We start from the raw sequence: 20,593 nt of genomic DNA, 5'->3' as shown, positions 1-20,593 counted from the left end.
TACGACTAATGGACATCCATACGATGAGGATAGCCATGAAAGCCCTGATCTTGCTTAGCTTGTTTGCTTACCCCACCAGCAACGCACAAGCCGCCGAAATCTGTAGCAAATCCAGCCCCGCACATACCGTCGCCCTGCTGGAGCTGTACACCTCCGAGGGTTGCGACAGTTGCCCGCCTGCCGATAAAACCATCAGCCGCCTCTATCAAAGCACCGGACTGAACAGTGAGCAGGTCATTCTCGTTTCTTTGCATGTCGATTACTGGGATTATCTGGGCTGGAAAGATGTATTTGCCAAAAAGACTTACACCGACAGGCAAAGGACTTTGGCTGATTTGGCGAATAACCGCACTGTCTATACGCCAGAAATCTTCATCGCTGGCAAAGAGTTGCGCAGCTGGCGCAATGGTATGACAGATGACATTCGCCGCATCAATCAAAAACCTGCCGCTGCATCCTTGCGTTTGGGTATAGAAAAACTGGCGGATAACAAACTGTATTTCAATCTGCAAGGTAATAGCATGCAAGACGCCAAACTGCATTTTGCCCTGGTCGAGCGAGGCCTGGTCAGCAAAGTGCAGGCAGGTGAAAACCGCGGTGCCACTTTGCAGCATGATTTTGTCGCCAGGGAATGGGGTGATGCTTATCAACTCACGGCTGGTAAGGCAGCCAACTTTGCCGCCCAACTGAATTTACCAGCCAATGCCAAACGTAAAAACCTGTCAGTACTGGCGTTTGCCCAGGATAAGCAGGGCAATATCCTGCAAGCCCTGAGCCTGCCCTTCTGCGAGGCATTACAGCAATAAGCTGCTGTTCACGCCGGATTTTGGCTGGTTGACGACAAAATTCACGGCCCTGGTCTTATTTTTTAAGCAAGCAGAGTGCAAATGGCTTAGACTTTCTGCACTTCCCTGCTTAAAACGATTACAGGAGCTGTCACCGTGAATATACTCGTCGCCTTGCTGCACCATATCGCAGCCTTTACCCTGGTTGGCACTTTGCTGGCAGAGCTCGTGCTGATACGCCAGCCACTTACTGTGTCATCAGCCCGGAGCCTGCGCTTCATCGACAGTATTTATGGCATGAGCGCCATGCTCATCATTGTGCTGGGTGTTCTGCGCGTCCTGTATTTTGAAAAAGGTCAGGATTATTACCTGCACAACCATGCCTTCATGCTTAAGATGACGGCTTTCATCATCGTGGGCTTGCTATCTGTCTACCCGACCATGGTATTCCTGCGCTGGGGCAAGGCAGTCAAACAAAACCAGTTGCCTGAACTTCCCCAAAGGCAAGCCAAAACCATACAAACGCTTTTGAAGCTGGAATTGGCCGGTGTCGTTTTCATTTTGGCCGGTGCGGTGCTCATGGCCAAGGGACATACCATATAAGGTTGATATAAGGTTGATATAAGGCCGCTTTGTTTTAACACCTGCCCCCTATAAGAAAAGTTGTATAAATGGCTGATTTCTGGCAATCTTTCCACATCATATAGCGCTGCCATCGCGCGTGGCGGCATAAAATCCGGGACATTGCCATGTACGATGAAAACGACTTCACTGCAGTATCCAAGTTCCTGAAACTGGGCATTAAAATCACGTTCAGGAACCCCATGGGGCAAAACCCGATGTTTCAATCGACTTTCCCTACACCCAAGGGAACGACAGTTACCCTGGATGAAAAAAGCCTTTACGATGTCGAGCGCAAACTGCGTGCCCTGATAGGCAGTGATGTACCCGTCAAGACCAAGCTGGCACCGTTCACCTACCTGGGTACGAATTTCCGTGGTTTGCTGTACTGCACCAAGGGCTCCAATGAATATATCGTGCAAGAGACGCACGATGTCTTTGGCACTGAATCCAAGCGCATAGTGCGTACTGCCGAGCATTTCATACAGTTATTGAGCTAGAACCATATTGACACAGCTCTTTGCTCAAGCTGCCATTCCACCTGTTTTTGCCCTGTCCTCACCGGCTTTCGTCAGTCACCGACGAAGCACCGTCATTCGCCGAAATTGGCACGACAAGCATCTGCGTTTTCAGTATCTTTAATCACGGAACAAAAACACAGAAGTTTTTGGCGAATGAAAGGATAAGATATGTCTGGCAATTCTGAAGCTCAGCGTCACAGCAAGGGTAATTTGTTTTTTGGTCTGACCCTGATCGTCGCGGGTAGCGTCTTTTTGATGGATCGCATGGACATGATTCATGCGTTTGACTATTGGTTTCTACTGCCAGCCATGATCGCCATCGGCGGCGTGGTTGATATTGTCAGCCCCGGCAAGCCTGAGCATATCGCTAAAGGCTGCTTCAGCCTGGTATTTGCACTATGGCTGTATGTATCCATAGAACAGCTGTGGGGCTGGAACTTCCGCACCAGTTGGCCTTTGCTGCTGATTGCCTTTGGCGTTCAGCATCTGGTAGGTGGTTTGCTGGCAGCCAGAGAAGCACAGAAATAAAAATTAACGCTCACAATTTTTGGATCACTATCATGAAAAACGATAATCCCCAGGGCCGTATCCTGATCGGAGCCATGCTCCTGATTTTTGGTGCACTGGCACTGCTAGACAACTTGAATCTGTTTAACGCCCGTGAAATCTTTCACTTCTGGCCCATGGTCTTCATTTTCGTTGGTGCATTGAAGATATCAAAAAGCGATACTACTGCTGGCTATATCATAGGCTGCGGCTTTGTCGGCCTTGGCTCTTTGCTGATCCTGCATCACATGGGCATCATCTATTTCCGCATGCGTGACTGGTGGCCGGTTTTCCTGATCTTTGCTGGTCTGATGGTGATATTCAAGGGCAAGATCGGCGACGAGGAAAAACTGATCAACAATGGTACGAACCAGGATTCTGTCTGCAATATTGTCGCCGTCATGAGTGGTAACAAGCTGCAAAACAGTTCCCAGGAATTTCGCGGTGGCGAAATCAATTGCATCATGGGTGGCGTGGAACTGGATTTACGTACTGCGTCCATGCAATCAGAAGCGACTTTGAATGTATTTGCCATGTGGGGTGGTATCGTCTTGAAAGTGCCAAATGACTGGACTGTGGTTTCACACGGCTCGCCCATACTTGGTGGTTTCGATGATAAAACTGTCCCGCCCATGCTGAATACGAAAAAGCTTTACATCAAGGGCTATGCCGTCATGGGCGGTGTTGAAATCATCAACTGACGATAGCAATCAATGCACCCTATTTTGTCGGATCGTCGCCGCTTTCTGGTCTATATCACTGCCTGGATGATGACAGGCGTGCTGATCGCCAGATTGCTGGTGGCGGCTGATCTGGTCAACTGGTCGTTTGCCTTGGTCTTCTCGCTGCCGCTGGCTCTGTTTGGCAGTTTCCTGACTTCTTCGGCTTATTTTGTTTGTCGTTCACTACCCTTTAATCGCCGCAGTTTCAGCATAGCCGCCCTGGTCTTTGCCAGTGCATCCATGATTTCCGGGATAAGCTGGCTGGGACTTTGCTATGGCTGGAACAAGGTCTTGGTACTGGCATCAGATGAAGTAGAAGTGCTGCATCTGAGCAGCCATTTATCGGTACTGTTCTTCATCACCGGTTTTGCTGTTTACCTGCTGGCATTACTGGCTTTTGATGTGTATATCGCCTTCGACAATATACGTGAGGCTGAAAGGCGCGAAGCTGCATCGCGCCTGCTGGCCAGGGATGCAGAACTGCAAGTCTTGCGCTCACAAATTGACCCTCACTTCTTATTCAATAGTCTCAACTCTATCAGTGCCCTGACTGCCATTGATGCAGTCGCCGCACGCACCATGACGATAGCGCTTGCTGATTTTTTCCGGCAAACCCTGGCGATAGCCGAGAAAGAAAAAATCAGCCTGAAGGAAGAGTTACTTTTATGCGAAAATTTTTTGGCAGTGGAAAAAATCCGCTTTGGCAAAAAACTGGGCATGGAATTTGAAGTCACAGCAGAAGCAGAAAATGCATTGATCCCGCCCATGATATTGCAACCCTTGCTGGAAAATGCCATCAAGCATGGCATACGCAATTTACCCAAGGGCGGCATCATCAAAGTCACGATATTTGAACGTGACCGCTGGCTGCATATCGCAGTAGAAAACCCTGCCAGCACCGACCCAGGCAACAGCACGGGCAATGGCCTGGGCCTCGTCAATCTGCGCCAGCGTTTTTTTGCCTTGTATGGCGAACAGGCACGCGTCAGCTGGCAGCGGTCAGACGAAAAATTTACACTGGAAATGGCTTTGCCTTTTGAGCAGAATAATCATGAGCAGGTATAAATAAATATGAATAAGCGCCTACAAGTCTTGATCGTCGATGACGAAGAACTGGCCCGAAAATTATCGCTGGAATATCTGCGTTCTCACCCTGATATCGAAGTCATAGGTGAATGCGAAACAGGCTTGGAAGCTGTGGATGCCATCAGCAAACTCAATCCTGACCTGGTCTTGCTGGATATACAGATGCCGCAATTGTCCGGGCTGGAGGTGCTGGAATTAACCGGCAGGCGCAGTGGCGTGATCTTCACTACAGCCTATGATCAATACGCATTAAAAGCGTTTGATCTGCATGCGGTCGATTATTTATTGAAACCTTTTTCGCAACAGCGCTTTGATGAAGCACTGAGCAAGGCACGCAAGCTGCTCACAGAGCAAACCCCGTCGTCAGCACAAGCCATACAAACGCTGGTGACACAGCAAAGTGAAAAACTGCAACGCCTGCTGATACGTGACCGTGGCCAGGTGCATGTGGTGCCACTGGAAAACATAGACTATGTTGAAGCGCAGGATGACTACATCCTTATCCATGCTGCAGGCAAGTCGTATATGAAAACCCAGAGCCTGTCTGATCTGGAAGCGCAATTGGACGCTAGTAAGTTCGTGCGTGTGCACCGCTCTTTTCTGTTACAGATCAGTGCATTGCAAGCGATGGAGAAAACCAGCAAGGACAGCCAGGTTGCGGTCCTGAAGAGTGGTGCGCAAGTACCAGTCAGCCGGGCTGGCAACGAACGTATACGAGCCTTGCTGAATTAGTACCTTACTGAATCAGTAGCTTAATTGATCGCCTTCAACACCAAAGCCAATTCAGTCCTGGTTTCCTGCATCAGGGCATCAATATTGTCTTTATCGATATTCAGCACTTTGAAACTGGCTGGTACGGTATTCCAGTCCATTTCGGCTATGCTTTCATTGACGAAATGCGCATCCAGAAAGTCTGCTACAGTCACTACGTCTATCAGCCCGGCTTTGTGAGTGGGGCCAGGTTGGTGATCACGGTGATCAAGCACAGCGACGCGGATATCCTCAGAAATTTCCCAGTCTTCCAGTATCGCGCTGCCTATGCTGGCATGCCAGTGATCGATCAAATCCCATAGCACCTGTTCTGAACTGAACAATTCCTGATAATGATTGGCGCGGTTCAAAATATAGAATTTGCCTATATCGTGCAACAAACCAGCCAGCATGGCCTTGTCGGCACTCAGGCGGGTATAGCTTCTGGCAATCACCATGGCCAGTGCTGCCACACGCAGGCTGCGCCGCCACAAGCCATCCATCTGGGCAGACAGACTGCCATTGTATTTATTCTCCGCCAGTTGCTTCATGCCTATGGAAATGGCCAGATTGCGTACTGCAGAAAACCCCAGCAAATTGGTCGCGGCCCGCAAGTCTGTAATTTTTTTACCCTGGGGATTAAAGCTGGCAGAATTACTCAGGTGCAGCACTTTGGCGGACAAAACCGGCTCGGTACCTATGATGCGCGTCACCATGTCGATAGAAATATCGGCCTGGCTCAGAGCCTTCCTGATTTTCATGGTTGCCCCCAAAGAAGTGGGGAATACCAGCTTTTTGGCAGACAGTTCCGCAGTGAAAGCTTCAAGGAAAGCGAATTCGGTATTTTTTTGGTCTGTCATGATAGCAATAAGAATGCTGACGATTTTTTATTGTACCTTGGCAAACTAATTTACGCAGGTTTGGCAATGACTACTTACATGAATTATCAATTGTATCAATTAGCCTGTGCCAAAGAGGGTACTGGCAAACCCTTTGACAAGCTTTAGCCACCTCTTGATCCCGTATTCAGGCATTTCGTCGCAAAGCTGCTGCATGCCAGTTAGCCTGGGCGTATTCTGAACCATCGCAGCAACTTCACAAAACCAGAAAACAAGGGAAATCAAATGAAATCTGCTCAAACCGAACAATTATTCGTGCTGATGCGCCAGGCAGCCCATGAATTTTATTATTTTTGCCGTAAGGCGTTCCTGGCCATGATGGCCTTGCCACTGCCACATTTGCTGGTAATCTGCGTGGCAATCGCTGTTGTCCTGATGATCTTGCCGCTGGCTTTGAGTATCTTCATTGCCTTCATGATCTTCAAGCTCATTGTTGTCTTGCTGGCCATCAATCTCAAAAAGAACCAGAAGCAAGTCAGGCAATTGCACCAGGACCAGTAAAATAACGGCCTATCCCCCACGCAGACAAACACTGCCGTGGGGATAGGAGAGTTGCTACAAGGACGTCGCCGCCCTGGCCGCCTGTTCATACAAGCCAGACAATACCCGCAGGAAGCGCGCCAACTCGCTTAACTCAAAACTCTCGGTACCGTCACCAGTCAGGGCAGATACCAGTACCTGCTCACGGACTTCAGAATAGCGGCGGCAGATATCACGGCCTGCCTCATTGGTTGAATACAGGATTTCCTTGCCGCGTTTTTCTGTCTGTACCAGCTTCAGGGCTTGTAGTTTCTTGAGAGAATAATTGACGATATGGGTGTCTTCAATATTCAGGATAAAGGCGATATCGGCCAGCTTTTTCTCACGCGCCCGGTGGTTGATATGGTGCAGCACCAGAACATCGGTAATGGTCATGTCTTTCATGCCCACCGCAGCCATGCACCTGACCGCCCAGCGGTTGAAGGCATTGCTGGCAATAATCATTCCAAACTCAAATTCACTCAATTCTGCACTCCTGCCCTCAGCCAAATGGGAAGAGGAGACGATAGGCACCCTGGGTGTAGCGGTGGAAGCGGCCGGGCTAAGACCGGCTTTCGTGACATTCTTGACAGGCTTGGTTGTGGACATAGTGACTCTTTAAAGATAAATTGAATAAAAGACTGGCATAACTCATAGCCTGATTTTATCTTCTTTGAAAAAAAAGTCAGTCTTTTCGCATTGATTTATCAATAAAAAATCGATATTTTATGTTTTTATCCACAGCGTACGCAGCCTGGCATCCAGCTCGCTTCAGCCATTTACGGCCTTGTTACTCCTGGAAATCGCCAATACCGGCACCGCCCTGGCCTGCGCTGGCGCAGCTTGTATGGTTTTTTCCAGCTTGAAGACTGCCACCGTATCCACCAGTAATTCTGCTTCATCCTGCATGCTCCTGGCCGCGGCAGCCGCCTGCTCTACCAGTGCAGCATTCTGTTGCGTCATCTGATCCATCATGCTGATGGCCTGGTTGACTTGCACTATGCCGGTATTTTGTTCACGGCTGGCCGCACTGATTTCGCTGATGATTTCTGCCACATGCTGGACTGAGCTGACAATATCGCGCATGGTCAGGCTGGCTTCATTGACGAGCTTGCCACCGGCATCCACCTGTCCCACCGAATCAGCAATCAAAGTCTTGATCTCTTTCGCTGCACTGGCTGATCTTTGCGACAGATTGCGTACTTCTGCCGCCACCACTGCAAAGCCACGCCCGTTTTCACCGGCACGTGCGGCCTCCACTGCTGCATTCAAGGCCAGGATATTGGTTTGAAAAGCGATGCCATCAATGACACCGATGATATCGACTATCTTGTTGGAACTGGCTTTGATCGCGCCCATGGTGAGCTCTACCTGATCGATCACCTTCCCGCCCTTGCCCGCATGCTGGTAAGCCTTGCCCGCCAACTCATGCGCCTGGGCAGCGTTCTCTGCATTTTGGCCTACCGTGGCGGTCAGTTGCTCCATTGATGCGGCTGTTTCTTCCAGGCCTGATGCCTGCTGCTCAGTACGGTTAGACAAATCCATATTGCCATCGGCGATTTCGCGCGAGGCTATGCCAATTTTTTCCGAGCTTTGCCTGACCTGGCCTACGGTACTGATCAGGCTCTGACTCATCTGATTCAGTGATGCCAGCAATTTACCTGTTTCATCATTACTCCTGACTTCTATATCAGCACGCAAATCACCGCTGGCAACCGATTCGGCAAGCAGGATGGCGGCCTTCAGCGAAGAGGTAATCGCCCTGGTCGTAAAGATGGCGATCAGGATCGCCACCACACCGGCAAAAGCCAGCAAGATTATCATCAACACTTGCGCTGCACCAGAGACATAAGCCGCGTCACTACCACTGCGTTCCATCTGGCTGGCTTGCAATCCCACCAGTTGATCGAGTGCCGCAAAGTACTGATCCTGCAAAGGAGCGATCTCGGGCAAGACCAGATCCTTGGCCTGCTCAACCTCATTGTCTGCCACCAGCTTGAGAAACTTGTCGAGTACAGGCTGGTAACGCTGCTTTGCTGCCAGCACAGCCTGCAAAAGTTTTTTCTCTTCAGCAGAGCTGGCCAATTTGCCAAACTGTGCAAGATCCAGCTCTATCTGTCTGGCTGATTTGTCTATCGCAGCCCGCTCCAGTTTTCGCTCATCCAGCGTAGACAGCAACAAGAGATTGCGCATGCTGCGGGCAATATGATCGAGATCAGATTTAATACGGTTGACTGTTGCCGTCTTTGGATAGACTTCCTTGACCACCAGATTCACCCCCTGATTCACCCGCCCCAGTTGCGTGTAACCCGTGACCGTCAGTGCCAGCATGAGCAAGATAACAAACGCAAAACCCAGACCCAGTTTGTGCCCTATCTTCCAGTTCCTGATGTACTTGTTCAGCATGGCTAGCCCCTAAAGAGTAAAACCTTGTTCCTGGCAAAATCAAGGACGCAACAGGCCAGCAGCAAGTGCTGCACTTGCTGGCTGTCCATCTAACACCGCTTGATGTCGATCAGATGCCCAATCAGACGCCTAAATACGCTTTCTTGACATCTTCGTTGTTGAGCAATTCCTGCCCCGTACCCTGCATGACGATACGGCCTGTCTGTATCACATAACCGTTGTGCGCAATTGCCAGCGCCTTGTGCAGGTTTTGTTCTACCAACAGTATTGACATGCCCTGTTGGTTGATTAGTTGTATGGTATCGAGCACCTTGGTGACGAACTTGGGTGCGATACCCCAGGACGGTTCGTCCAGCAACAACATTTTAGGTTTTGCCATCAGGCCACGCCCTATCGCCAGCATTTGCTGTTCACCACCACTCATGGTACCGGCGAGCTGATAGCGCCTTTCCTTGAGGATGGGGAATAGCGTGTACATGGTGTCTATGGATTCGGCCACTTCGTCGTTATCGCGGCGGGTATAGGCGCCCAGTTGCAGATTCCTTTCCACTGTCAGGCGGGCGAATATACGCCGGCCTTCAGGCACCAGCGACAGGCCCAGCCCCACCCGTTTGCTGGCCGGGATTTTATCCAATGGTTTGCCATCGAATACGATCTGGCCTGCATCAGCCGCATTCAAGCCGGCGATTGCCCGCAAGGTAGTGGACTTGCCATTGCCATTACCACCGACCAGGGCAACGATCTTGCCCTTTTCGACATCAATATCGACTTTGGACAAGGCCAGCACGCCGTCATAACTGACTCTCAGATTTCTTACTTGCAGCATCATTCATCTCCCAGGTAAGCAGCGATCACTTTGGGATCGTTAGATACTTGTTCAGGACTACCTTCGGCTATCTTCTTGCCGTAGTCGAGTACGACTATCGCATCAGCAATTGGCATGATGCCTTCCAGCACATGCTCAACGATCAGGCAGGAAATACCTTCTTCACGGATTTTCAAGACCACATCTACAGTCTCTCTTACTTCAGTCGGATTCAGGCCGGCCATGACTTCATCCATGAGCAAAAGGCGTGGTCTGACTGCCAGTGCACGTGCCACGGCCAGGCGGCGCTGTTCACTGATAGTCATGCTGCCTGCGGGCTTATCCTTGAATTGGCCCAGATTGACAAAGCTCAGCAATTTCGCGGCACTTTGCCTGGCATCAGATACATTCTTGTTGATCAGGAAGGCGCCAACCATGACGTTTTCCAGCGCTGTCATACTGGTGAAGGTGCGTGCCACCTGGAAGGTGCGGCCTATGCCAGCACGCGCGCATTGCTCAGGGCTCATGCCGGATACCTTGATGTCATTCATCCAGATCTCACCGGTAGTTGGTGGCGCATAACCGGCGATACAATTGAACATCGTCGTTTTGCCTGCACCATTCGGGCCTATCAGGCCAACGATCTTGCCTGCCCCCACTTCAAATGAGACATCCTGGTTGGCGGTAATACCGCCGAAGCGTTTGCTGACGCTTTCTACTCGTAATAAGCTCATGCTGCCTCCTTGCTGCCTTGTGCATCCTTGGTGTCTTGTACGTCCTGTGCTTTTTGTGCCTTGACTGCTTTTCTGCGTGCAAAAAATTGTTTGATCCAGCCCATCACACCTGTCGGATAGTAGACCGCAATCACCACGATCAATGCTGCATAAATCACCAGGTCAGTACCACGGCCAGAGCCACCAAACAAGGCACGTGTACCTTCTTCAATGAAAGTCAGCACACCGGCACCGATGACTGGCCCCAGCAAAGTGCCTACCCCACCGAGGATGGATACCAGCGCCATCTTGATCGACAAACCAGTATGCAAGACTGAGCCCGGGTCTATGTACAATTCCTTCTGCGCATACAGACTGCCACCGATGGCGGTAAAAAAACTGCTGACGGCAAAAGCAATTTGCTTGTAGCGGCTGAGGTTGATACCCAGGCTGCGTGCTGCATCGGGTTCATCCTTGATGGCGCGGAAGTAGTAACCGAGATAGCTGTGTTCTATCCAGTAATTCACCGCCAGCGTCACAAGTAAAAGACCGAGGGCAATGTAGTAATACGGTGCCTTGTCGGTAAATATCATGCTGCCCCAGCCTTGCTGGTCCATGGGTATGGTCAGGCCAACAGCAGCACCGGCATATTCCCAGTTGGTAAAAATGATCTGGATGATTTCAGCAACCGCAATGGTCGCCATGCCAAAGTAATGCCCGTTGAGGCGAAAGCATGACCAGCCAATGATGAGGCTGATCGCTGCCGACAATATGCCACCACACAACATGGCCACCCAGGCGTTGAAGCCCCATTGCGTTAGCAACAGTGTTGAGGTGTAGGCACCCAGCCCGTAAAAGGCAACATGCCCTAGCGATACCTGGCCCGCATAACCACCTACGATGTTCCAGGCCACACCCAGTTGTGCTGCCATCAAAATCAATATCGCCAGATTTTGATGTGACGGATCTTTGACCACCACGGGCACCAGTAATGCGGCAACCACGCACAGGGCCAGCAGTATGTATTTCACCGAGGAATTGCCATGTGAATCTGGCGCCAGCAACTCATGCGCCGAGATCACGGTTTTGTCTTGTATGTTCATATCTGTACCTTATTTTCTACGCTATTGCTTACCCATCAGCCCTTGCGGACGGAACATCAACACCGCCAGGAACAAGCCAAGCACCAAGGCCAATTTATATTGCGGCCCGATCAGGAAGCCGCCCATGACCTCAATGACGCCGACAATAATCCCGGCAAACAAGGCACCAATCACGCTACCAAAACCACCCAGGTTCACCACCACAAAAGCAATCAGGATGAAGTTCGCACCCACTTCAGGAAAGATAGGGAAAAAAGTAGACAGCAAGGCACCCGCCACACCAGCGCAAGCTGCACCTATGCCCCAGGCCATGGCAAACATTTTTTGCGAATCTATGCCCATCAGTTGTGCTGCTTCCTTGTCTGCTGCGGTCGCTTCCAGCGCAGCACCGGCACGGGTCTTGGTCAGAAACAGGTAAATCCCCATGGTCACCAGAATGGCACCCACACCTGCAGTGACCTGCGGCATACCCACCTGTATGCCAAATACCTGTACAGCACCTGTGACGATGGAATGATCAACCGTCCTGAAATCTGGCTTCCAGAAAAACTGTGCCAGGCCACGGAACAACATCATCAGGCCGAAGGTAGTAAAAATCTGCGACAGCATCGGCGCATTGGTGATCTTTTTGATGATCAGTTTGTAGAGCATCACCCCCAGAGCAAATAAAAACAAGGCCGTTAATGGCAGGGTAAACATGGGGTCCAATGCGAACAGCGAGTACATCCAGAAGCTGGAATACATGCCGAACATCAAAAACTCACCATGAGAAAAGTTGACGATATCCATGACGCCAAAGATCAGCGTCAAACCTATCGCCACCAGCGCATAGATCAATCCGATCAAGATCCCTGACGCCAGGGTTTGAATGATAATTTCAAGGGACATAAGTTCTCCTCGCACTTCCTATTATGTAAAACCATGTAAAACCGACGTCAGGTATTCGTCAGACAATTTACTGAGTATCTTTATGTCTCACCCAGCCAAAAGGCCGGGTGAGCGTGCTTCATTTTTTACTGAGCTTGTTACTTGCGTTGATCCCACTTCGGCATAGGCCAGACCACATCTTTTGTTGCCAGGTCGAATGGCCATACCGTGTTGTATTTGCCATCAATGATCTGCACCAGGATGCCGGAACCCAAAACGTTCTGGCCATGTTCATCAAACTTTACGCCCTTCCACGGCATGATCAGTTTGTTGGCGGGAATATTGGTTTCAGTCAGGGCTTTGCGGATTGCTTCTGGTTCGGTGGAACCGGCGCGGTTGATCGCATCAACCAGTGTCATCAAGCCAGTAAAGGTGCGGGAGGAATTACCGGTAAAGTCAGCCTTGTATTTGCTGTTATACAAATCATTGACTTGCTTGATCAGCGGGTTATTTTTTGCCAGATCAGGCGACCAGACTTCGCGGGTGATGACGTAATCAGCATCCTTGCCCAGTGTGCGGCGGAACTCTGTGTCGGTAAAACCAGCATTGTTCGCCAAAATCATGTCAGGTGAAAAACCCAGTTCCTTATAGGTTTTCATTGCCATGATGGCGTCGCCCAGATAAGAGGACTGCATGACGACTTGCGGGCTGGATGATTTCAACTGCTGCACTTCAGAAGTCAGCTGTGTACTTTTCGCTGGATAGACGATAGTTTTCACCAGGTTGTAGCCTTTTTCTGCTGCCAGCTTGGTTTCCAGCTTGGTGGTTTCATTACCCCACAAAGTGTTTTCATTGAAGGTGGCCAACTGCTTGACCTTGATGCCTTTTTTGGCTTCCAGCTCTTTGAAGAATTCAAAGAAATTATGGACAAATAAATCATCATGCGCCGTTGTGCGGAAGAACCATTTGAAGCCGCGCTGCGTCAAAGTGGAAGAAGAAGATTCCGGATTCACATAAGGGATCTTGTATTTCTCGGCCACCTGGCTGGAGGTAGCAGTCACATTACTGAAATAGGCACCGACCACGGCAACCACTTTTTCCTGGGTGATCAGTCTCTCGGTTTCTGTCGCACCGATTTGCGGATTGCCCTGGTGGTCAGCAAACACCAGCTTGATTTTTGCACCCTTCAGGTTAGGCAAGCCACCGCCAGCAGAGAATGGCAGATTGGGTACACTTTTGGCACCGTTGTTGACGATGTCGGCAGCCAGTTCCAGTGCGTTTTTCATTTCACTGCCTGAGGATGCAGCCGCACCGGACAATGGATAGATAACACCTATCTTGATTTCTTGCTGCGCATAGGCAGAGTAGCAAAAACTGAGACCCAGGCTAACCAGAAGACCGGCGCGGGCAATTTTTTTGATGGTATTTGTAAACATTATTAAACGCTCCAATTTAATTAAATGTAAGCCCTCTGCTATTACTTTGATGAGAGCCCTTTCCTATGCTGCCACATCTGCCTTTGCCTGCACTCGCCAGGGAATTTCTGATTAAGTTACTGCGCGGCGCTTAATCAAAGATTCCTTGGTACTTGTCAGCCAAAGATTTACTTCATTGACCTTTCGGTCGTGTATTTCAATAAAATCGATACTTCTTCACTGCTTGCTGTTTTCAACCACTCCCTGACAAACTGTTCACCTAGCCTGTCGAGGTTATTTCTTAATAGTGCATCTACCCGGTCAACCTTGATCTTGTTGTTGCGTAACTGGTTTTCGAAGCCGGCATCACTATCTCGGCTCATGTTCCAGCCACGCTTTTCTGCGGCCTGGGCTGCCTCCATCATTTTCTGTTGCGTATCAGCAGCCAGTCTGGAAAACACTTTCTGGCTGATGAAGACGATATTTTTTGGTATCCATGCATTGGCCTGGTAGTAATACGCCATCTTGCTCCAGGCCTTGGTTTCTACCCCGGTCCAGCTTGAGGTAATCATCAAGTCCAGTTTATCGCTGGCTATCGCCTTTTCCAGGTCTATCACTTGTACTGGTACTGCAGTCGCCATTGCCAGCTCGGCAATACGTTCACTGGCCGGGTTATAACTGCGCATGCGCATACCCTTGAAATCTGCCAATGAACTCAGCGGCTTTTTCGAATACAGATTCTGTGGTGGCCACGGTACTGAATACAGTAACTTCAAGCCACGCTTGGCCAGTGCTTTTTCCACTTCCGCTTTGGAAGCCATCCACAAATTATGAGCATCTTCATAACCCCTGACGGTGAATGGTAAAGAATCAAGACCAAACACCGGTATCTCTTTTGCCAGGCTGGACATGATGACTTCGCCAGCTTCAGCCTTTTCACTCACTACACCAGGAAATATTTCTGCCGGTTTTAATAAACTGCCTGCAGCAAACACCGTCATCTTCACCTGACCATTACTGGCACCTGCTACTTCTTTGGCGAACTGTTGCAAATTCATCGTCTGGAAGTTATCTGCAGCATAGGCGGTGGCGATACGTATATCCACTGCCTCAGCCTGTGCATTTGTAGTGATGACTGCTACCGCCAACATATAAATACCGGCAAATCTCTTGCGAGAAGGAGCAGATATGCAGGAAAAACTCAGCTTATTGCGAATTGAATCCAACATCATTTGTCTCCTCTATGTTTTATATCGTAAACGTTTTATCGATAAAACGTCAATAAAATATCTTACATTTAATCTCAATAACTACTACAATATCATCAAAGGAAAAATCTACAAGATGTTTATAAAGTTTTTTTCCTTGTCGTTATTAAGATGAAAACCAAGATGAAAAGAACTGCACCACGCTGTGGCGGCGATGCACAAGAACAGTGAACTTTTTTGCTTTTTTAATATTGGGTATCCATTACTTCTGATATTTCCGGGCATAAAATGCAAACAAATATTTTTGTCTGATTTTTGACACAAAGTTTGCAGGCCCGGCAGGAATGGCTCCAGACCGAGATAAGACTTTGCCGGCAAAACGGCGACATCTCTTTATGAAAGGTGGTTGCAAAATGAACGAACAGAAACAGGCACACAATGACTTCGTTGAAGATCAACGCTGGCAATTCTGGATAGATAGAGGTGGTACGTTTACCGATATCGTGGCACGCCGCCCGGATGGGAAATTACTCACCCATAAACTGCTGTCAGAAAACCCTGAACAATATAAAGATGCTGCCGTTGCTGGCATACAAGGTTTGCTGGGTTTGACAGCAGACCAGAATATCTCGCCTGAACTGGTGTCTGCCGTCAAGATGGGCACGACTGTCGCCACCAATGCCCTGCTGGAACGCAAGGGTGATCCGACTGCGCTCATTATTACCAAAGGTTTTCGTGATGCATTACGCATCGCTTATCAAAACCGCCCTCGCCTGTTTGACCGCCATATCATCTTGCCAGAACTCTTGTATGAAAAAGTCGTGGAAGTTGATGAACGCATTGACGCGCATGGCAATGTCTTGCAAGCCCTGGATGAAGGCGCAGTCAAAAAAGAACTCGCTGCTTTATATAAAGACGGTTACCGCGCACTGGCCATCGTGCTCATGCATGGCTACAGACATACCCAGCATGAAGACATCATAGGCAAACTCGCTGCTGAAGCTGGCTTCACCCAGATTTCGATTTCCAATCAGGTCAGCCCCATGATGAAGCTGATCTCGCGTGGTGACACGACCGTAGTGGATGCCTATCTGTCTCCTATCCTGCGTCGTTATGTTGACCAGGTTGCCAGCAAGATGGATGGTGTGCGTCTGTTCTTCATGCAAAGCAATGGCGGCTTGACAGATGCGCACCGCTTCCAGGGCAAGGACTCCATACTGTCGGGCCCGGCGGGCGGCATCGTCGGCATGGTACGTACTGCACAGACTGCAGGCTTTGATAAGATCATCGGCTTTGATATGGGTGGTACATCGACTGACGTGTCACATTACGCTGGCGAGTTTGAGCGTGAGTTTGAAACTCAGGTTGCCGGTGTCAGGATGCGCGCGCCGATGATGAGCATACATACCGTTGCTGCCGGTGGCGGTTCCATCCTGCATTTTGACGGTACCCGTTATCGCGTAGGCCCGGACAGTGCAGGTGCCAACCCCGGCCCCACCAGTTACCGGCGCGGCGGGCAGTTGGCAGTGACTGATTGCAATGTCATGCTGGGTAAAATACAGCCAACTTATTTCCCTAAAGTGTTTGGCCCCAAAGCTGACATGTCGCTGGACAGAGACGCTGTCGTCGAGAAATTTACGGCCATGGCAGCAGAAATAGAAAAAGCCACAGGCATACGCAAATCACCAGAAGAGGTGGCTGAAGGCTTTATTGAAATTGCCGTCGGCAATATGGCCAATGCCATCAAATTCATCTCGGTACAACGCGGCCATGATGTGACTGACTATACCCTGACCACCTTCGGTGGCGCAGGTGGCCAGCACGCCTGCCTGGTCGCAGATGCATTGGGCATGACCAGGGTATTTGCCCACCCATTCTCAGGTGTCTTGTCTGCTTACGGCATGGGCCTGGCAGACCAGACTGCCATGCGCGAACTGGCGATGGAATTGCCACTCGCCCCCACGTCCATACCCGCGCTGGAAAAAGAACTGGCACGCCTGTCCGATGCAGCCAGCAATGATTTGCTGAGCCAGGGTGTGGCGCCGGAAAACCTGAGTGTCAAACAGCGTGTGCACTTGCGCTATGAAGGCACGGACTCTGTCATCGTCGTGGCGATGCAGGATATTGCCAGCATGATTTATCAGTTTGAATCTGCCTACAAAAAACGTTACTCCTTCCTGATGACTGCCAAGCAACTCGTCATAGAAGCGATTTCTGTCGAAGCCATAGGTAATTCTGGCGAAGGCAATGAAAGCGTGGACTACCTGCAGCCAAGAGAAAATGGCCAGTCTTTGCAACCAGTGGAAATCGTCCAGTTGTTCTCAGGTGGACAATGGCATGACACGGGCTTGTATGGCCGTGATGACATGCGCCCCGGTGACCAGATCAAGGGCCCGGCCATCATTGCAGAAAAAAATGCCACCAACATCATAGAACCAGGCTGGGGCGCAGAAGTCACTGCACTGGATCACCTGGTATTTACCCGCCTGGAAGCTCGCCCTAAACGCCAGGCCATAGGCACCAAGGCTGACCCAGTGATGCTGGAAGTATTCAACAATCTGTTCATGAGCATCGCCGAACAAATGGGCTTGCGCCTGCAAAATACTGCCTTCTCGGTCAATATCAAGGAGCGCCTGGATTTCTCATGCGCCCTGTTTGATGCAGAAGGCAATCTGATTGCGAATGCGCCGCATATCCCAGTGCATCTGGGTTCCATGGGCGACAGTATCAAGACCATCATCCGCGCCAATGCAGGTAGCATGCAGCCAGGTGATGTGTATATGCTCAATGACCCCTACAATGGCGGTACACATTTGCCTGACGTTACTGTGATCACACCTGCCTTCAATGCAGAAGGCACCGAAGTGTTATTCTATGTAGGTTCACGCGGCCACCATGCCGACATAGGTGGTATCACACCTGGCTCCATGCCGGCAGACAGCACAGTGGTCGAAGAAGAAGGTGTGCTGATCAATAACTTCAAACTGGTCAGCGCGGGCAAGTTCCTGGAAAAAGAAACCATAGCTCTGCTCTCTTCCGGCAAATACCCTTGCCGCAACATCCATCAAAACCTGGCTGACTTTCAGGCGCAAATTGCCGCCAATCAAAAAGGCGTCGATGAATTGCTGAAGATGGTGCAGCACTATGGCCTGGATGTTGTACAGGCCTATATGGGCCATGTACAGGACAATGCGGAAGAAGCGGTAAGACGTGTCATCACTGCCCTGCAGGACAGCCACTATGAATACAAGCTCGACAACGGTGCCATCATCAAGGTTGCCATTCGCGTTGACCATGCATCACGTTCTGCCGAAGTGGATTTCACCGGCACCTCACCGCAATTGAATAATAATTTCAATGCACCGAGTGCGATTTGCATGGCAGCCGTGCTGTATGTATTCAGGACCCTGATCGACGACGACATCCCACTCAATGCAGGTTGCCTCAAACCGCTGAAAGTCATCATCCCTGAAGGCTCCATGCTGAACCCGCGTTATCCGGCTGCCGTGGTATCCGGCAATGTGGAAACCTCGAGTTGCATCACCAATGCGCTGTACGGTGCGCTGGGTGTGGTGGCGTCTTCACCTGGCACCATGAATAACTTCACCTTTGGTAATGATGATTATCAATATTACGAAACCATCTCTGGTGGCTCTGGTGCGGGTGAAGGTTTCAATGGTACTGACGTAGTACAAACACATATGACGAATTCACGCCTGACTGATCCGGAGATACTGGAATGGCGCTACCCCGTCAGGCTGGAGAGCTATGAGATCAAGCCAGATTCAGGAGGTGCAGGCCGCTGGCATGGTGGTAATGGTGGCGTGCGCAAGATACGCTTCCTGGAAAACATGACGGCTTCGATACTCTCGAATAATCGCGTGTACGCACCGTTTGGTACAGCAGGTGGTGCCGATGGTGCCTGCGGTAAAAACTATGTCATCAGGAATGATGGAAGGACCGAAGAGCTGGGTTTTGTTGCCAGCACCGACATGCAGGCTGGTGACATCTTCGTCATTGAAACACCTGGTGGTGGTGGCTTTGGCAAGACATGATTTTCATATGATTTATATGCTTTCTCATTCCTGCATTTACGGCAAAAACATGAGCTAAGGAAATTGGCCAGTGACGGCATGTCACTGGCTATTTTTTTAAACATATGCCTGAAAATTTTTAGGTAAAAATCCACATCACAAATATTTCCCCATACGCAATTTCAACTTTTTAACAACGCATCATCGATTTTTTATCAACGTTTTATAAATAAGTTATATGTAAACATCTAACTTTTCATCGATAATAAATTACCGGCTGCAATCACAGGAAATCCAGTTGGTAATCGCCCTTATCGCTCACCAGACAGCATGAGTGCACGCAGCATTCATGCACGCAGTGAAGCTATGCGGTGAAGTACGCAGCAAAGGCGATTCTTTTAACAGCGACATCGTTTCCTTATCTATTTTTTGAGAGAATCAAATGAAAAAGACTTTCCTTGCTTTAGCTGTATTTGGCGCTATTGGCACTTTTGCCGGTTCTGCTTCTGCCCAATCTTCTGTCACCATTTACGGTATCGTGGATACGGGCATCGCATTAGAAAGAGGCGGTAGCGCTGGTTCAGTCAGCAAGCTGACCAGTGGCATAGGTTCAGGCTCGCGTCTGGGTTTCAAAGGCACAGAAGATCTGGGCGGCGGACTGTCTGCATTCTTTTTGCTGGAAAGCGGCATCAATGTGGATGCAGGTTCGCTGGGCCAGGGTGGCCTGATGTTTGGACGCCAGGCTTATGTCGGCGTCAAGGGTGACTTTGGTACGCTGACTGCTGGCCGTCAGTACACACCAGAATATTTGACACTGGCGTTTGCCGACCCTTTCGTTACCGGCTTTGCTGGCGATGCAGCCAATATCATGCCTAACTCTGGTGCTGGTTCCAGCCGCATGGACAATACACTGAAATACGTCACGCCTTCTTTTGATGGCCTGACTGGTGAAGTGGCTTATGGTTTTGGTGAAACTGCAGGTGATAATTCTGCCGGCCGACAAATCGGCGCTGCGATTGCCTACACTTCTGGCCCATTTGCGATACGTCTGGGCTACCACAATCGTAACAATGACACGGCCACATTGAAAAATACCGATGATGGCAAAACCACTTTACTGGCTGCCACCTATGACTTTGGTGTAGCCAAAGCGCATCTGGCTTATGGCGTCAACAAGGGTTTGAATAGCTCACCTCTGCGCAATACAGCCAATCCTTTTGGCAGCCTGATTGCACCGACGGCATCCACGGATTCCAACGATTTGCTGCTGGGCGTGACGGTACCGTTTGGCAGCAGCAAAGTATTGGCTTCCTACATCCGCAAAGACGACAAGACCGTAAAAAATCAGGACGCCAGCCAGCTGGCTGTGGCCTATATCTATTCATTGTCCAAGCGAACGGATTTGTATGCGGCCTACGCAAAGATAGACAACAAGAATGGTGCTGGCTACACAGTAGGCAGCGCCATTGAAGCCGGTTCCGGTGACAGTGCCCTGCATGTGGGCATACGTCACAGTTTTTAATGCAGATCGCACATCATCAAGTGACACAATGAATTGACTTTGCTGCAGGCAATGAGTTTACTTCTTCTCAG

The 20,593-nt window shown here is 49.9% G+C and carries 19 protein-coding genes; 10 read left to right on the top strand and 9 right to left on the bottom strand.

The window, feature by feature from the left end:
• Positions 1 to 35: 35 nt before the first annotated feature.
• The 7 genes from AC3WQT_RS22285 (at position 36) to AC3WQT_RS22255 (ending at position 5,013) form a co-directional block, all read left to right on the top strand.
• Positions 36 to 806, top strand: a complete 771-nt coding sequence (locus AC3WQT_RS22285; protein ID WP_492707193.1) for a DUF1223 domain-containing protein — start codon at positions 36 to 38, stop codon at positions 804 to 806.
• A 135-nt stretch (positions 807 to 941) separates the two neighbouring features.
• On the top strand, positions 942 to 1,388 hold the full coding sequence (locus AC3WQT_RS22280) for a DUF2214 family protein (protein ID WP_492707191.1): 447 nt from the start codon (positions 942 to 944) through the stop codon (positions 1,386 to 1,388).
• A gap of 146 nt (positions 1,389 to 1,534) precedes the next feature.
• Positions 1,535 to 1,906: a hypothetical protein gene (locus AC3WQT_RS22275; RefSeq protein ID WP_492707189.1), complete on the top strand. Its 372-nt coding sequence runs from the start codon at positions 1,535 to 1,537 to the stop codon at positions 1,904 to 1,906.
• 189 nt (positions 1,907 to 2,095) lie between these two features.
• Positions 2,096 to 2,455 (top strand): LiaI-LiaF-like domain-containing protein, encoded by a 360-nt coding sequence (locus tag AC3WQT_RS22270; protein WP_492707187.1) that lies wholly within the window; start codon positions 2,096 to 2,098, stop codon positions 2,453 to 2,455.
• A 32-nt stretch (positions 2,456 to 2,487) separates the two neighbouring features.
• Positions 2,488 to 3,174: a LiaI-LiaF-like domain-containing protein gene (locus tag AC3WQT_RS22265; protein ID WP_492707185.1), complete on the top strand. Its 687-nt coding sequence runs from the start codon at positions 2,488 to 2,490 to the stop codon at positions 3,172 to 3,174.
• A gap of 12 nt (positions 3,175 to 3,186) precedes the next feature.
• Positions 3,187 to 4,260 carry a sensor histidine kinase gene (locus AC3WQT_RS22260; protein ID WP_492707183.1) on the top strand — a complete coding sequence of 358 codons (1,074 nt, stop codon included), beginning with the start codon at positions 3,187 to 3,189 and terminating at the stop codon, positions 4,258 to 4,260.
• A gap of 6 nt (positions 4,261 to 4,266) precedes the next feature.
• Complete coding sequence (locus tag AC3WQT_RS22255; RefSeq protein ID WP_492707181.1) at positions 4,267 to 5,013, top strand: LytR/AlgR family response regulator transcription factor; 747 nt, start codon at positions 4,267 to 4,269, stop codon at positions 5,011 to 5,013.
• 20 nt (positions 5,014 to 5,033) lie between these two features.
• Here the strand turns inward: AC3WQT_RS22255 and AC3WQT_RS22250 are convergent, their stop codons facing one another.
• Positions 5,034 to 5,891, bottom strand: coding sequence for an HDOD domain-containing protein (locus tag AC3WQT_RS22250; protein ID WP_492707179.1), 858 nt, complete (start codon positions 5,889 to 5,891; stop codon positions 5,034 to 5,036).
• A 264-nt stretch (positions 5,892 to 6,155) separates the two neighbouring features.
• On the opposite strand from AC3WQT_RS22250, the gene AC3WQT_RS22245 reads away from it, so the two are divergent.
• Positions 6,156 to 6,431 (top strand): hypothetical protein, encoded by a 276-nt coding sequence (locus AC3WQT_RS22245; protein ID WP_492707178.1) that lies wholly within the window; start codon positions 6,156 to 6,158, stop codon positions 6,429 to 6,431.
• A 54-nt stretch (positions 6,432 to 6,485) separates the two neighbouring features.
• Here AC3WQT_RS22245 and AC3WQT_RS22240 read toward each other — a convergent pair whose 3' ends face one another.
• The 8 genes from AC3WQT_RS22240 to AC3WQT_RS22205 all read right to left on the bottom strand — a co-directional run bounded on the left by AC3WQT_RS22240 (position 6,486) and on the right by AC3WQT_RS22205 (position 14,990).
• A complete protein-coding gene (locus AC3WQT_RS22240) occupies positions 6,486 to 7,058 on the bottom strand; it encodes a winged helix DNA-binding protein (RefSeq protein WP_492707176.1) in 573 nt (190 codons plus the stop codon).
• A 162-nt stretch (positions 7,059 to 7,220) separates the two neighbouring features.
• Entirely contained in the window at positions 7,221 to 8,855 is a 1,635-nt protein-coding gene (locus AC3WQT_RS22235) for a methyl-accepting chemotaxis protein (protein ID WP_492707174.1), read from the bottom strand.
• Positions 8,856 to 8,976: 121 nt separating this feature from the next.
• Entirely contained in the window at positions 8,977 to 9,681 is a 705-nt protein-coding gene (locus AC3WQT_RS22230; protein ID WP_492707354.1) for an ABC transporter ATP-binding protein, read from the bottom strand.
• Complete coding sequence (locus tag AC3WQT_RS22225; RefSeq protein WP_492707172.1) at positions 9,681 to 10,394, bottom strand: ABC transporter ATP-binding protein; 714 nt, start codon at positions 10,392 to 10,394, stop codon at positions 9,681 to 9,683. Before AC3WQT_RS22225 ends, AC3WQT_RS22230 begins: the two co-directional genes overlap by 1 nt.
• Entirely contained in the window at positions 10,391 to 11,476 is a 1,086-nt protein-coding gene (locus AC3WQT_RS22220) for a branched-chain amino acid ABC transporter permease (RefSeq protein ID WP_492707170.1), read from the bottom strand. The genes AC3WQT_RS22225 and AC3WQT_RS22220 overlap by 4 nt, the downstream gene beginning before the upstream one ends.
• Before the next feature lie 21 nt (positions 11,477 to 11,497).
• A complete protein-coding gene (locus AC3WQT_RS22215) occupies positions 11,498 to 12,364 on the bottom strand; it encodes a branched-chain amino acid ABC transporter permease (protein ID WP_492707168.1) in 867 nt (288 codons plus the stop codon).
• 137 nt (positions 12,365 to 12,501) lie between these two features.
• On the bottom strand, positions 12,502 to 13,779 hold the full coding sequence (locus AC3WQT_RS22210; protein ID WP_492707166.1) for an ABC transporter substrate-binding protein: 1,278 nt from the start codon (positions 13,777 to 13,779) through the stop codon (positions 12,502 to 12,504).
• Between the two features lie 167 nt (positions 13,780 to 13,946).
• Positions 13,947 to 14,990: a TRAP transporter substrate-binding protein gene (locus AC3WQT_RS22205; protein WP_492707165.1), complete on the bottom strand. Its 1,044-nt coding sequence runs from the start codon at positions 14,988 to 14,990 to the stop codon at positions 13,947 to 13,949.
• Positions 14,991 to 15,379: 389 nt separating this feature from the next.
• Between AC3WQT_RS22205 and AC3WQT_RS22200 the strand changes: the two genes are divergently transcribed.
• Together AC3WQT_RS22200 and AC3WQT_RS22195 are read left to right on the top strand one after the other, a co-directional pair.
• Positions 15,380 to 19,021, top strand: coding sequence for a hydantoinase B/oxoprolinase family protein (locus AC3WQT_RS22200; RefSeq protein WP_492707163.1), 3,642 nt, complete (start codon positions 15,380 to 15,382; stop codon positions 19,019 to 19,021).
• A 421-nt stretch (positions 19,022 to 19,442) separates the two neighbouring features.
• The gene (locus AC3WQT_RS22195) at positions 19,443 to 20,522 is read left to right on the top strand and encodes a porin (RefSeq protein ID WP_492707161.1); all 1,080 of its coding nucleotides are present in this window, start codon (positions 19,443 to 19,445) and stop codon (positions 20,520 to 20,522) included.
• The last annotated feature ends 71 nt before the right edge of the window (positions 20,523 to 20,593 follow it).

The sequence above is a fragment of the Undibacterium sp. FW305-107 genome, from assembly GCF_058788535.1.
Note: the sequence above shows the minus strand (reverse complement) of the source record. Positions and strands in the feature narration are given on the sequence as shown.